The organism is Nocardioides sp. CPCC 206348, assembly GCF_048654705.1.
Lineage (GTDB): Bacteria > Actinomycetota > Actinomycetes > Propionibacteriales > Nocardioidaceae > Nocardioides.
The window spans coordinates 1-13,828 of record NZ_JBMCZA010000111.1 but is presented as its reverse complement, the minus strand read 5'-3'; the positions used below and the strand labels follow the sequence as shown (position 1 = coordinate 13,828).

At 67.4% G+C, this 13,828-nt stretch carries 13 protein-coding genes and 1 pseudogene; 1 reads left to right on the top strand and 13 read right to left on the bottom strand.

Going from position 1 to position 13,828, the window contains the following annotated elements:
• The 11 genes from ACOADB_RS06305 to ACOADB_RS06255 all read right to left on the bottom strand — a co-directional run.
• Positions 1-248 (bottom strand): FAD-dependent oxidoreductase (locus ACOADB_RS06305; protein ID WP_378597101.1); only part of this gene is annotated, 248 nt, incomplete at its 3' end.
• Between the two features lie 19 nt (positions 249-267).
• Positions 268-1,080 (bottom strand): hypothetical protein, encoded by an 813-nt coding sequence (locus tag ACOADB_RS06300; RefSeq protein WP_378597100.1) that lies wholly within the window; start codon positions 1,078-1,080, stop codon positions 268-270.
• An 11-nt stretch (positions 1,081-1,091) separates the two neighbouring features.
• Complete coding sequence (locus ACOADB_RS06295; RefSeq protein ID WP_378597099.1) at positions 1,092-1,730, bottom strand: hypothetical protein; 639 nt, start codon at positions 1,728-1,730, stop codon at positions 1,092-1,094.
• The gene (locus ACOADB_RS06290; protein WP_378597097.1) at positions 1,691-2,962 is read right to left on the bottom strand and encodes an MlaD family protein; all 1,272 of its coding nucleotides are present in this window, start codon (positions 2,960-2,962) and stop codon (positions 1,691-1,693) included. The genes ACOADB_RS06295 and ACOADB_RS06290 overlap by 40 nt, the downstream gene beginning before the upstream one ends.
• Complete coding sequence (locus ACOADB_RS06285) at positions 2,959-4,317, bottom strand: MCE family protein (RefSeq protein WP_378597096.1); 1,359 nt, start codon at positions 4,315-4,317, stop codon at positions 2,959-2,961. Before ACOADB_RS06285 ends, ACOADB_RS06290 begins: the two co-directional genes overlap by 4 nt.
• Positions 4,314-5,549, bottom strand: coding sequence for an MCE family protein (locus ACOADB_RS06280; RefSeq protein ID WP_378597095.1), 1,236 nt, complete (start codon positions 5,547-5,549; stop codon positions 4,314-4,316). Before ACOADB_RS06280 ends, ACOADB_RS06285 begins: the two co-directional genes overlap by 4 nt.
• Positions 5,549-6,529: an MCE family protein gene (locus tag ACOADB_RS06275; protein ID WP_378597094.1), complete on the bottom strand. Its 981-nt coding sequence runs from the start codon at positions 6,527-6,529 to the stop codon at positions 5,549-5,551. Before ACOADB_RS06275 ends, ACOADB_RS06280 begins: the two co-directional genes overlap by 1 nt.
• Positions 6,529-7,632: an MCE family protein gene (locus ACOADB_RS06270; protein ID WP_378597093.1), complete on the bottom strand. Its 1,104-nt coding sequence runs from the start codon at positions 7,630-7,632 to the stop codon at positions 6,529-6,531. Before ACOADB_RS06270 ends, ACOADB_RS06275 begins: the two co-directional genes overlap by 1 nt.
• Positions 7,629-8,945, bottom strand: a complete 1,317-nt coding sequence (locus tag ACOADB_RS06265; RefSeq protein ID WP_378597092.1) for an MCE family protein — start codon at positions 8,943-8,945, stop codon at positions 7,629-7,631. Before ACOADB_RS06265 ends, ACOADB_RS06270 begins: the two co-directional genes overlap by 4 nt.
• A gap of 19 nt (positions 8,946-8,964) precedes the next feature.
• The gene (locus ACOADB_RS06260; protein WP_378597091.1) at positions 8,965-9,804 is read right to left on the bottom strand and encodes an MlaE family ABC transporter permease; all 840 of its coding nucleotides are present in this window, start codon (positions 9,802-9,804) and stop codon (positions 8,965-8,967) included.
• Positions 9,804-10,526 (bottom strand): MlaE family ABC transporter permease, encoded by a 723-nt coding sequence (locus ACOADB_RS06255; RefSeq protein ID WP_378597157.1) that lies wholly within the window; start codon positions 10,524-10,526, stop codon positions 9,804-9,806. The genes ACOADB_RS06260 and ACOADB_RS06255 overlap by 1 nt, the downstream gene beginning before the upstream one ends.
• 245 nt (positions 10,527-10,771) lie before the next feature.
• Between ACOADB_RS06255 and ACOADB_RS06250 the strand changes: the two genes are divergently transcribed.
• On the top strand, positions 10,772-11,458 hold the full coding sequence (locus tag ACOADB_RS06250) for an ion channel (RefSeq protein ID WP_378597090.1): 687 nt from the start codon (positions 10,772-10,774) through the stop codon (positions 11,456-11,458).
• A gap of 16 nt (positions 11,459-11,474) precedes the next feature.
• Here the strand turns inward: ACOADB_RS06250 and uvrB are convergent, their stop codons facing one another.
• On the bottom strand, positions 11,475-13,604 hold the full coding sequence (gene uvrB / locus ACOADB_RS06245) for an excinuclease ABC subunit UvrB (RefSeq protein ID WP_378597089.1): 2,130 nt from the start codon (positions 13,602-13,604) through the stop codon (positions 11,475-11,477).
• A gap of 32 nt (positions 13,605-13,636) precedes the next feature.
• Positions 13,637-13,828, bottom strand: a pseudogene (locus ACOADB_RS06240) (carboxymuconolactone decarboxylase family protein); the annotation flags it as partial.

Here is a 13,828-nt window from a genome sequence, read left to right as displayed (position 1 = left end):
GGCTCCGCGGTCAGCGCCTGGGCCACCAGGCCGTCGACGAGCTCGCGCCCCTTCACGGACGGGAAGCCCGCCACGTCCAGGATCGCCTTCTCGGGGTACATCGCGGTGATCTGGCCACCGAGCTCCGGCAACGAGTCGATCAGCGCCACACGCAGGCCACGGAAGCCGGCGTAGTAGGTGGCGAACAGCCCCGTGGGCCCGGCGCCGACGATGACGACGTCGCACTCGACGCTCTCGGAGGTGGCCACCACAGAACTGTAACGTGTTCTAGTTGGTCTTGTCTCGCCGCTGATCCGTGTCGAGACCATCGACGAGCCAGCCCTGGTCGGTGTGCACCATCGTGACCAGCACCTTGAAGGGCGTCACCACGGTCTCCGGCTTCCCCTCGCGTTCCCGTGAAACCACCTGGTTGAGGAACACCAGCGCCTGCAGCCTGGTCCGGTTGGCCCGGACGACACCCTGGGCGACGACGTTGGCCTGGACCACCGTCTTCTGGAGCACGAACTGCTCCTTGATGTCCCTGGCGGTCGTGCGGTACTGCCCCTCGAACTTCGAGGTCATCACCTTTGCGGCAGCGTCGACCTCGGCATCGTACTTCTGGTAGTCGACCGCGACGATGTCCTGGGCAGCCTTGGCGGCTGCCTCCACACCCTCGACGGTGGCGATCTCGGAGGCGACGACCGGCCGGCCGTCGGGCACGGTGATCTCACCGGCGGTGTCGGTGACCTTGGGCGCTGGGTCGTCCTCGGTCACCTTCAGGATCCCGAACCACACGGCCTGGGCGAAGAGGACCAGGGCGACGAGCACGAGGGCGATCACGAGACGGCGCGTGGTCCGCGGGCGAGCCAGCAGGCCGGGTGCACCGGACTCGACGGTCGGCTCGTCGGCGGGCGCAGGCGTCGACGCTTCGGACGTGGTCTCGACCGCCTCGACCTCGTCGACCGTCTCGACCTTGTCGGCCACCTCGACCGTCTCGTCGGTCTCTTCCGGACGCGTCGTCGGGCTCTGGCCGGCAAGCTTGCGCGGTCGGGGCGTGGTGCCGCGCGAGCTCGCGGGGCGTCGGGGTGTGGGGCGACTCATGGGGGTACTCCTCAGCCCAACTGCACGTACTGGAGGTCACGGGTGAGCCAGCGGTCCTTGACCAGGGCCAGTTCGACCTGGATCCGGTAGTTGCGCGCCTCTTCCTTGAACTCCGTTGTCTTGTTGGTGACCGTGCCGCTGGTGGCGACGATCACGGTGGCCGAGTCGTTGTCGCCGGCCACCAGGCCGGACCAGACGACCTCGGCGACCATGCTGGACTGGGCCTCGCTGGCGAGCTTCTTCAGGCCGGAGACGCCCTTGTTGTACTCCTTGAGGAAGTCCCCGGTCGACATCGACTGCACCGACTTGATGGTGGCGTCGGGCTCCTTGTAGCTGAAGTTCACGAAGGCCGTGACCATCTTCGTCGCGGCCTCGAGCTGCGCGGCGACGCGCTCCTGCTCCGAGTCCTTGGCCAGGGGGACGGCCTGGACGATGCCGCGGCCGACGTCCTGTCCGGCACCGGGCACCACGTCGACACCGTCGACGCGCGAGTCCAGCTCCGACTTCAACGCGATCGCGACCAGGACGGCCATGCACGCGAAGATCACGATCGCGGCATAGAGCGCAATGTTGAGCCGGACGCGGCTGCGTTCCTCGGTCAACGCCGGGGTCACCGGCTCGCCACCGGACCCACCAACAGCCACTTCCACGCATCCCCTCCCAGGACGGACAGGTTCTCCGGCTGCATCAGCTTCACCGGGTTCCCTGCTGTGTCGACCAGCCCGGGCACAGCGCCGGTGGACGGGTCGTAGGTGCCACTGTAGACGCGGCCCGGGGACGCCCGGTTCTTGCGGTTCGCCGGGACGTACCTGCTGCCCCGCATGGCGTACGGCGGGGGCGCCGTACAGCTCACGTCTGCGGGCTCCACGTCGGTGAGGTCCTGCGTGGAACGCCAGTCCTCGGGCGGCACGTAGCCCTGGGTGCAGGGCGGGACGCTGTAGTCGAACTGGAGGTTGACGTGGCCGTAGCCGTCGGCCGTGCTCCCGCTCGGCCCACCCGCGATCAGCGCCGGGTAGGTGACGAGCAGCTGCTCGAGCCCGTCGAGCTCGGTGAACAGGATCTGGTCGATCGTGACGAGGTCACCGAAGAGGATCGGCAGGGTCGGTTCCAGTTCCTTCAACAGGCGCGTCAGCTCGCGCGCGGCGCCCGGGGTGGCGCTGAGGACGGTGCGCAGGCTTCCGTCGTTCTCCCGCAGCATCGTCGTGACCGTGTTCAGGTCGGCGGCGAACTTGCGGATGTTCTCCTTCTCGCCCTGCTGGGTGCGCAGGACGGTCAGGCCGTCGTTCAGCAGGGCGATCGTCTCGTCGGTGTGCTCGCTGGCCTCGGCGATGAACTTCGAACCACCGTCGAGCAGTCGCTGGAGGTCTGCCCCGGTGTCGTTGAACATGACGCCGAGCTCCTCGACGACCTTCTGCAGGCTCTCCTTGTCGACCGATTGGACGAACTGGTTGAGGTCGACCAGCAGGTCGCCCTCATCGACGGGGAGCGACTCGGCCGTGCCGACGAACTTCGACCCGTCCTTCGCGTACGGGCCCTTGTCGTCAGCAGGCTGGAAGTCGAAGTACTGCTCACCGACGGCGGAGAGGTTGTGGACCGAGATCGCCGAGTCGAGCGGGACCTTCGCGTCGTGGTCCAGCGCGAGGGTCAGGTCGATGCCCTCCTCGGTCGGCACCACCTTGGAGACCTTGCCGATCTTGACGCCGCGGTAGGTCACCTCGCTGCCTTCGAAGATGCCGCCCGAGCCGGGCAGCGAGGCGGTGACCGTGAGGCCACGACCGGTGACCTTGTCGACCAGGCCGAGGTAGCTGGCCGTGATGTAGGTGATGCCCACCGCGCTCAGCACGACGAAGGCCATCAGCCGGATCCGTACGCCGCGGCTCATGCCGTCGCTCCCAGGAGGCTCTCGGTGGTGTCGTTGTCGTACGACGCCTCGGTGCCGAACAGGCCGCGGGTGAGACCCGCCAGCGGGCCGTCCGAGCCGAGCAGGCCGTTCTTCAACAGGTTGTTCAGGTCGAGGGTCGGCAGCGAGTTCAGCAGCTTGCACACCGGGCTCGTCCTGAGCGCGGCCGTCTTGCACTGGTCCTGCAGGTCCTTGAGCAGGTTGACGTCGTTGAGCACCTTGGCGCACGCGGTCCCGGTGAGGTTCCCGCTCTGCAGGCACCGGGTCACCTGGTTCAGCACCTCGCCGAGGTCGGGCAGCTGGATCTCCGGGAGCCCCAGCGTCTTGTAGAGGTTGGCGATGTCCAGGTCGGCGCGGATGATCGTGTCGGCATAGTCGCCCTCGACGATCTTGTTGGCCGACTGCGGGAACGGGAAGCTCACGAGCAGGTTGAGGCCGGGTGCGAGCTGCTCGTCGGCCTCGGTCAGCTTGCGCAGGACCGGGCTGAGGTCCTTGAGGATGCTCAGCACGTCCTCCTTGCTCGCGTTGATGACCCGGGTGCCGACCTTGCCCAGCTTGTCGAGGGCGGTCAGCATCGCGATCAGCTCGTCGTGCTGGGCTGCGAGGACCTTGATCGCCGGGCCGGTGGCGTCGAGCGCCTCGCCGATCGTGTCCTTCTCCGCGTTGAGCTTGGTGGTCAGGTTGTTCATCGACTGCAGCGCGTTGATGATGTCGACCTTCTGCTGGTCGATGGTGCCGACCACCGAGTCCAGGGACGACAGCAGGTTGCGCAACCGGTCCTCGCGTCCCGACATCACCTGGTTCGCCTCGTGCACGATCGTGCCGAGCTGGGCAACACCGCCGCCGCTGAGCAGGAACGAGAGGGCGCCGAGCACTTCCTCGACCTCCGGGTTCCGGCCCGTCTCGGCGAGCTGGATGGTGTCGCCCTCGGCCAGACGACCGGTGGCCACCTGCTCCTTCGGGGCTTCGAGGGCGACGTACTTCTCGCCGAGGAGGGACACCTGCCGGATGTCGGCGATGACGTTGTCGGGGAGCACCACGTCCTTGCGCAGGATCAGGGTGACCTTGGCGTTCCAGCCGGCCCGCTCGACCTCGGTCACCTCGCCGACGACGACGTCGTCGACCATGACCGGGGACCGCGGGACGACGTTGAGGACGTCCTTGAAGTACGCCGTGATCTCGAAGGCGTCGTCGGCGTCGACCGGGTGCCCGGGCAGGGGCAGGTCATAGGCGCCGTCGAAGTCACATCCGGTGAGCAGCACGGTGCCGGCCAGCAGCGCCGCCGCACCGCGGGCCCACCGGCGCCCGAGTCGGCCATTCACGAAGCGGCTGGTCACGATCCACCTCCGAGCAGGCTCTCGACCGAGGCGTTGTCACCCGTCGAGTAGGAGACCTCGGTGACCTCGGGTCGCCGGATCCCCTGGGGGGTGTCGACCTGCTTGGGCAGGTACGACTTGTACTCGGGCGGCAGCCACGGCAACTGGCTGATGATCGGCTCGAGCAGCTTCTCGATCAGGTCGCAGGTCGTGTCCTTGAGCGCGGCAGGCATGCCCGGCTGCTGCTGGATCACGGCGCAGAGGAAGCCGTCGGCATCCCAGATCTGGCCGCCGATACCGATGCGGGAGTTCTGCGAGTCGGTGACGTGGTCGAAGCCCATGTGCAGGTTGCCCATGGCCACGGGTGCGACCTCCATCGCCTTCTTCAGGTTGTCCTTCTCGGACACGATGGTGCTCAGCACGTCGGTCAGCTTCCGCACGTCGGTGACGAACGCATCCCGGTTGTTCTTCACGAAGGACTCGACGCTGCCGACGGCCTGGGCGACCGCGGTCACCGCCTGCTCCAGCTCGTCGCTCTCCTCGGCGAGCATCGCCGAGACACCAGTGAGGTCCTGCATGAAGGCGCGCACCAGGGTGTCGTTCTCGGCCAGGGTCCTGGTGAACTCGGCCAGGTAGGTCACCGTCTCGAACAACGGGCCGGCGCCGTCGCCGAACGTCTCGGCGGCCTGGGCGAGGTCACGGATCATCTGGTTGCCCTTGGTGCCCTGCCCCGAGAAGGCCTTCTCCCCCGCCGCCAGCAGGTGGTCGAGGGTGCCGTCGGCATTGACCCCGTTGGGGCCGAGCGCCTGGGTCAGCGACTGGAGGCTGGCGTAGATGCGGTCGAGCTCGACCGGAACCCCGGTCTGCGGCAGCGCGATGTCGGCACCGTCCGCCATCACGTCGCCTCCTACGTACACGGGCGTGAGCTGGACGAACCGGTCGGCGACCAGGGTCGGCGTCACGATGACGGCCTGGGCCTCCGCGGGGATCTTGTACGACGCGTCGTACTCCATCTCGACCCGGACCGAGTTGCCGGCCGGGGTCACTGCCGTCACCTTGCCGACGTTGACGCCGAGGATCCGGACGTCGGTGCCCTTGTAGACGCTGACCGCTCGCGGGAAGTGCGCGGTCACCGTCTTCATCCTGGTCGGCGAGTTGAAGACGTTGATCATGACGGCGACGAGCAGGACCACGCCGACGAGGATCAGGACCCGTCGGTCGATGCGCTTGAAGATCGAGGAAACCATCGTCATCACTCCGGGAATCCGGGCAGGAACTCACCGGTGGGCAGGGCGAGCAGGTTCGCCGCGTAGGCGTCAAACCACGGGCCGGTGCCGATGATGTTGGACAGGATGGAGACGTACGGACCGAGGGCCGCCAGCGTCTCCTTGATCTTCTTCTTCTTGCTCGAGAGGAAGCTCACCAGGCCGTCGACCTCCTTGAGGGCGGGGCCGATCTGCTTCTCGTTGTCCTTCACGAGGCCGCGCAGCTCCTGCGCCAGGAGGCGCGCGTTGACCAGCAGGTCGTGGACAGCGGTCTGGCGCTTGGTGAGCTCCTGGAAGACCAGGTCGCTGCTCTTCATCAGCTTCACGATGTCGTCGCTGCGCTCGGAGAGGACCTTGGTGACCTCCTTCGAGCTCTCGAAGAGGGTCTGGATCTCCTCGTCCCGGGAGGCGACGCTGCGCGAGAGGCGCGCGATGCCGTCGAAGGACGCCTGGATCTCGGGGGCGGAGACATCGAGCGTGTCGGCCACCGTGTCCAGCGCTTCCGACAACTGCTGGGTGTCGATGTCCTCGGTCGTGTTCGTGAGGTCACTGAAGACGCCGACGATGTCGTACGCGGACTCGGTGCGCTCGACCGGGATCGTGCCGCCCTCGGCGAGCTGGCCCTTGCCGACCGGCTGCACGTCGAGGTACTTCTCGCCCAGCAGGTTGAGGACCTCGATCGAGGCCGTGCTCTCCTTGCCGAAGTCGACGTCGCCGTCGAGGTCGAACTTCACCACGACCTTGTCCCCGTCGAGGGTGACGTCGCTGACCCGGCCCACCCGGATCCCGCCCACCTGGACGATGTTGCCCTTGTGGATGCCGCTGGCGTCGCTGAACTCGGCGTAGTACGTGGTACCCCGGAAGCCCGGGAACTTGCCGAGGTTGAAGGTCGCCGCCGACACCAGCACCATCACCACGAGGGTGATCACGCCGAGCCGCAGTACGCGTGCTTCGCTTGCCCTGGCCATCAGTCCTGACACCTCGGCGCGCTGGAGTGGAACTCGATGTCCCCGATGTACTTCTGGATCTCCTTGATGATCGGCAGGTTCGCGACCAGCGGCAGCCTGATCTTCGCGGAGAAGCCGCAGACGTAGTACTGGTACCAGGAGCCGTAGGTGCCGGTCCGGGTCTGGTCCTGCATCGTCTCGGGCATCCGGTCCAGGAGCTGCGACAGGTTGGCGCGGTTCTCGGGCTTGTTGAGCAGCCTGGACAGCGCGCGCAGCGCGGCGATGTCCTCCTTGAGCAACGGCCGGCCCCGGCGCAACAGGTCCGCCACGGTCACCGTGAGCTGCGAGATGTTGTCGAGTGAGGAGCCGATCGTGTCGCGATCCTTCGCCAGGTCGGTCATCCAGTCCTTCAGCTCGATCACCAGGGTGCTGAGCTGGTCGTGGCGCTCGTCGACGGTCTTCAACGTCTGGCTCAGGTTGGTCACCACGTCACCGATCAGCGCGTCGCGGTCGGCGAGCGTGCCGGTGAGTGAAGCCGTGTGTGCGAGGAGGCTCTTCACGGTTCCGCCCTCGCCCTGCAGCACCTGCACCAGGTTCATGCTGAGCTCGTTGACCTGCTCGGGGCTCAGCGCTGCGAAGAGCGGCTTGAAGCCGTCGAAGAGCACGGTGAGGTCGAGGGCCGGCTTGGTGTGGTCGACCGGGATGGTCCCGCCGTCCTCGAGCGGTCGCGCGTCCTCGGAGCCGGTGCCTGCCTCAAGCGCCATGTAGCGGTCACCGACGAGGTTGAGGAACCGGATCTCGGCACGCGATGCGGTCGTCATCTTCACGCCCGCGTCGACCTTGAAGGTCACGATCGCCCGGGAACGCTCGTAGTGCTCGACCTTCTTGACCTCGCCGACGTTGACGCCTGCGACGCGTACGTCGTCTCCCTTCGACAGCGACGTCGCGTTGGTGAAGATGGCCCGGTACTCGTTGCGATCGCCGAAGCCGATGTTGCCCATGATCACGGCCAGCAGGCCGGTCACGAAGATGGAGACCATGGTGAAGATGCCGAGCTTGATCGCTGCCGAGTAGGTGGCGTGGTTGCGCTGACGGCGCAGGTTCGCTTCGGTGGGGAGACTCATCCGGCCGCCTTCCCTTCGCGGACCACGGGCCCGTACAACAGGGACCCCAGTGCGCCGTACGCCTCGGGGGAACGGCCGCTGTCACCAGCGAGCATCGCGTTGAGGACCTCCTGCTCGCCGGCGCTGCCGGCGTAGCCACTGTCGATGTCTGCGGCGGGGTTCGGGTTGGGGAGGCCGGGGATCGGGAACGGGAGGTACCCGCCCTTCTCGTCGATGTCGGACCCCTGGTCGAGCTTCACGCCGGGAGCCGGCACGGTGAACTTCGGCAGGCCCAGGCACCAGGGTCCGTGCCCGACCTCGCCGTACTCCGGCAGGTCACGCTCGTCGTACGGACGGTACTGCGGGTTGCCGAACTCCATGTACTGCTTGACGACGTTGCCCTCGAAGGTCTTGGAGAGGATCGGCTCGTAGTTGGCGGCGCCGCGGATCAGGCACGGGAACTCGGGCGAGTACCGCGCCAGCAGGGCGATCACCGGAGCGGTGACCTCACCCATCCGGATGAGGTTCTGCTCGTTGTCGCCGAGGATGCGACGCGCGGTGTTCGCCAGGCCGGTGAGGTCGGAGAAGAAGACGTCGAGGTCGGCCGCCTTCTCCGTCACCGTCTTGCTGCTCACGGTCACGTTGTCGAGCACGTCGAGCAGGTCCGGGGCAGCCAGGTCATACGCGTCAGCGACCTCGGCGAGCGCGATCAGGTCCTTGCGCAGCGTGGGCAGCGACTCGTCGATCGCACCGATGTACTGACCGAGCTGGTCCATCGTCGCGCCGATGTCCTCGCCGCGACCCTCGAGCGCGGTCAGCAGCGCGTTGAGGGTGGCATTGAGGTCCGCGGGACGGACCGCGCGCAGCAGCGGGAAGAGGTCGGCGAGGATCTGGCTGAGCTCGACATTGGTCTCGACCCGGTCCGACGGGATCACGTCACCGTCCTTGAGCGCCGTCGCGGAGGCGGCCTCGGGCCGGATCAGCGCCACGAACTTCTGGCCGAACAGGGTCGTGGGCAGGATCTGCACCTCGACGTTCGCCGGGATCTTCGTGGCCGCCTCGGGCTCGATGGCCAGGGTGATCTCGGCCTCCTCGCCATCCTGGGAGATCTTGTCGACACGGCCGACGAGCGCGCCGTTGAGGCGCACGTCGCCGAACTTCGCCAGCTGCAGGCCGGCGCGGTCCGCCTTCACGGTCACGATGGTGCTGTTGTCGAACGTCTTGTTGTAGATCGCGATCGACAGCCAGAGCAGCAGCGCGATGACGCTGAGGAAGACGACACCCGCGACCAGGAGACGGTTGTGCTCCTTCGCGCTGTCATGGTGGATGTTCACCAGCACGGCAGGACCCCCCTCATCCGGTGATCCTGACGGTCGTGGTCGAGCCCCAGATGGCGAAGCTCAGGAAGAAGTCGGCCACCACGATGGTCACGATGCTCGTGCGGATGGCCGTACCGACAGCACGGCCGACACCGGCGGGTCCGCCGGACGCGGTGTAGCCGTAGTAGCAGTGGATCAGGATCACGGCGACCGCGAGGAACAGCAGCTTGAAGAACGACCAGAGCATGTCGATCGGCGGCAGGAACTGCAGGAAGTAGTGGTCGTAGGTTCCTGCGGACTGTCCGTAGATCAGGGTGACGATCAGTCGCGGCGAGAGGTACGACGCGCACAGGGCGACGATGTACAGCGGGATCACCGCGATGAACGCCGCGATCATCCGGGTGGTGACCAGGAACGGCAGCGAGGGAATGCCCATCACCTCGAGCGCGTCGATCTCCTCCGAGATCCGCATCGCACCGAGCCGGGCGGTGTAGCCGCAGCCAACGGTCGCGGCGAGCGCGATCGAGGACACGAGCGGAGCGACCTCACGGGTGTTGAAATACGCCGAGATGAACGCACTGAACTTCGCGACGCCGATCTGGCTGAGCGAGGCGTACCCCTGGATGCCGACCTCGGTGCCCGCGAAGAAGGCCATGAACGCGATGACGCCGACCGACCCGGCGATCAGGCTCAGTCCCCCGGCGCCGAAGGCGACCTCGGCGAGGGTGTTCGAGATCTCGCGGGGATAGCGCCGGATCGCGCGCGGCGCCCAGGCGAGCGCCTTGACGTAGAAGAGCAGCTGGTCGCCGTACCCCTCGAGGGAGGCACGGCGCGCCCGGACGGCGCCTCCGAAGAACTCACTGGCCGCCGACATCACAGACCCACCGGTGGAGCGACCTGGAAGTAGATGGCGGTGATCACGGCGTTCAGGAAGAACAGCGCCATGAACGCGATGATGACCGCTTCGTTGACGGCGCGACCGACGCCGCTCGGGCCGCCGCCCGCGTTGAGCCCCTTGTAGGCCCCGATGATCGCTGCCAGCCAGCCGAAGATGGCGGCCTTGATCATGGCGATGTAGAGGTCGGGCAGCGACGCGAGCTGCGCGAAGGTCGAGAGGAAGGCTCCGGCCGATCCGCCCTGGACGATGACGGTGAAGAAGTAACCGCCTCCGATCCCGGCGGCGATCACGATGCCGTTGATCATCAGGGCCACGAACACCGTCGCCACCACCCGCGGGGCGACCAGGCGTTCGAGCGGGTCGATGCCCAGCACTTCCATGGCGTCGATCTCTTCGCGGATCTTGCGGGCGCCGAGGTCCGAACAGATGGCGGACCCGGCAGCGCCGGCAATGATCATGGCGGCCGCCATCGGAGCCGCCTCGCGCACCGTGGCGAGCACGGCCGTGGCGCCGGCGAAGGACTGGGCCCCGAGCTGACCGGTCAGGTTGCCGACCTGGAGCGAGATGACCGCGCCGAAGGGGATCGACACCATGATCGTCGGCATCAGCGTGACGGTCGTGACGAACCAGGCCTGCTCGAGGAACTCCCGGACCTGGAACTTGCGCGTGAAGATGATCTTGGTGACCTCGACCACCATGACCGCGATTTCACCGGGGCCACGTACGACCGAAACGGCGTTGAACGCCACGCCCCGTCTCCTCTTCCCGTCATGTCCCTCAGCGGCCCGAGCCGCACTGCCCGGCAATAGTAGAACACGTTCTCGTTGTGACCAACGCTACAACGCCCCTACGCACACTCAACGCCCTCCCCCGTACCCGAGTCACGGCAGGCGCGTGCAGCCGCCTGCACCGCGACGGCCGACCGACTCCCTAGGATCGGGACGTGCCCACAGCAGACAGCCGGATCATGACCGCCGTCCGGGCCGCCGGGGGCCATCCGTCGGCCGTCCTGCTGTTCGCCCAGCTCACCGTGGTCCTGGCCTACCCGAGCCTCGACGACTCGACCGTCGGCCGGGCCGTCCTGGGCGTGGTGCAGATGCTCGTGGTCCTCACCGCCGTCTGGGCCGTACGACGCACGCCCGTGCTGGCCTGGGTGGGCGGCTTCCTCGGCGTGCCGGCGATGGCCCTGACCGTGGCCGAGGCGATCAGCCCCGACACCGAGTGGGTGGTGCTCGCCTCGGCGGCCTTCCACGTGCCGTTCTACTTCTTCGTGTCGTACGCGATGCTCCGCTACCTGTTCCACGACGACGAGGTGACCCGCGACGAGATCTTCGCGACCGGCGCGGCGTTCACCGTCGTCGCCTGGGGGTTCGCCTACCTCTACGCCGCCGCGCAGGTGCTCTGGCCCGGATCCTTCATCGGGTTCAACAGCGCCGACGGCGCCGAGGCGCTCCCCTGGTTCGAGCTGCTCTACCTGTCGTTCACCACGCTGACGAGCGTCGGCCTGTCCGACGTCTACCCCGTGATGGACCAGGCGCGCTCGTTCGTGATGGTCGAGCAGGTGGCCGGGGTGTTCTACATCGCGCTGGTCGTCGCCCGGATGGTCGGACTGGCCGCGCGACGGAAGTGAGCCACCCGGAGCAGGGCTACTTCGTGGCTTCCATCATCTGACGGAGCTCGCGCTTCAGGTCGCTGATCTCGTCGCGCAACCGCGCCGCGAGCTCGAACTGGAGCTCCGCTGCAGCGCCCTTCATCTGGTCGGTGAGGTCCTGGATCAGCTGGGCGAGGTCGGCGCTCGGCAGGCCTGCCAACGCTGCCGCATGGCCGCCGATGTCGGTGCTCCGCAGTTGCGGGGTCGGCGACTTCTTGGGACGCACTCCCCCGGCGCGACCCTTCACCCCCGCGTCGGCCCACGTCTGGAGCAGCTCCTGGGTCGTCTCGTCCTCGCGCGCCAGCATCTCGGTGATGTCGGCGATCTTCTTCCGGAGCGGCTGGGGATCGACGCCGTGCGCCAGGTTGTAGGCCACCTGCTTCTCGCGGCGGCGGTTGGTCTCCTCGATGGCCGACTCCATCGACCGGGTGATCCGGTCGGCGTACATGTGGACCTCGCCCGACACGTTGCGGGCGGCCCGGCCGATGGTCTGGATCAAGGACTTGTCGGAGCGCAGGAAGCCCTCCTTGTCGGCGTCCAGGATCGCGACGAGGGAAACCTCCGGCAGGTCGAGGCCCTCGCGGAGCAGGTTGATGCCGACCAGGACGTCGTACAGGCCGAGACGGAGGTCGCGCAGCAGCTCGATCCGCTTGAGCGTGTCGACCTCGGAGTGCAGGTAGCGGGTGCGGATGCCCGCGTCGAGGAGGTAGTCGGTGAGGTCCTCGGACATCTTCTTGGTCAGGGTGGTGACCAGGATCCGCTCCTCCTTCTCGGTGCGCACCCGGATCTCGTGGATCAGGTCGTCGATCTGGCCCTTGGTCGGCTTCACGACCACCTGGGGGTCGACGAGGCCCGTCGGGCGGATGATCTGCTCGACGACGTCGCCCTGGACCTTGTCGAGCTCGTAGTCCCCCGGGGTCGCCGACAGGTAGATGGTCTGGCCGATCCGCTCGAGGAACTCCTCCCAGCGCAGCGGCCGGTTGTCCATCGCGCTCGGCAGCCGGAAGCCGTGATCGACCAGGTTGCGCTTGCGGGACATGTCGCCCTCGTACATGCCGCCGATCTGCGGGATCGCCACGTGCGACTCGTCGACCACCATCAGGAAGTCCTCGGGGAAGTAGTCGAGGAGCGTGTTGGGCGCCGTTCCCCGCGCGCGGCCGTCCATGTGCATCGAGTAGTTCTCGATGCCGGAGCAGGAACCGACCTGCCGCATCATCTCGACGTCGTACGTCGTGCGCATCCGCAGGCGCTGCGCCTCGAGCATCTTGCCCTGCCGCTCGAAGGTCGCCAGCTGGTCGGCGAGCTCGAGCTCGATGCCGTTGATCGCCTTCTCCATGCGCTCCGGGCCGGCGATGTAGTGGCTGGCCGGGAAGACGTGGAGCTCGGTGTCCTCGGTGAGCACCTCTCCGGTGACCGGGTGCAGCGTCATCAGCCGCTCGATCTCGTCGCCGAAGAACTCGATGCGGACGGCGAGCTCTTCGTAGACGGGGAAGATCTCCAGCGTGTCGCCCCGGACCCGGAAGGTGCCGCGGGTGAAGGCCATGTCGTTGCGGGTGTACTGGATCTCGACGAGACGTCGCAGCACCGAGTCACGGTCGTGTTCCTCCCCCACGCGCAGCCGGAGCATCCGGTCGACGTACTCCTGCGGGGTGCCGAGGCCGTAGATGCACGACACCGTCGACACCACGATCACGTCGCGGCGGGTCAGCAGGCTGTTGGTCGCCGAGTGGCGCAGCCGCTCGACCTCCTCGTTGATCGAGGAGTCCTTCTCGATGTAGGTGTCGGTCTGCGGGACGTACGCCTCGGGTTGGTAGTAGTCGTAGTACGAGACGAAGTACTCGATCGCGTTGTTCGGGAACAGCTGGCGCAGCTCGTTGGCGAACTGGGCGGCCAGGGTCTTGTTGGGCTGCAGCACCAGCAGGGGGCGCTGCACCTGCTCGGCGACCCAGGCCACCGTGGCGGTCTTTCCCGTGCCGGTGGCACCCAGGAGGACGACGTCCTTGGCGCCGGCGTTGAGCCGCTGGGTGATCTCGGCGATGGCGGCCGGCTGGTCACCGGACGGGACGTAGTCCGACTCGACGTGGAAAGGGGCGACTCGACGCTCGAGATCGGTGACCGGACGCATGGATTCAGCGTACGGGCGGCCACCGACAACGGTCAGCGCGGCTTGTCCGGCTGCACCCGCAGGGCGTGCAGGGCCGTCGCCAGCATCGCGTAGTGGCCCGCCAGCATCACGATCTCGATCTTCTCGCGCTCGTCGAACTGCTCGCCGAGCTCCGCCCACAGCGCGTCCGACAGGTCCTGGTCCGCCACCAGCTCGTCCGTGGCCCGCAGCAGCAGCCGCTCGCG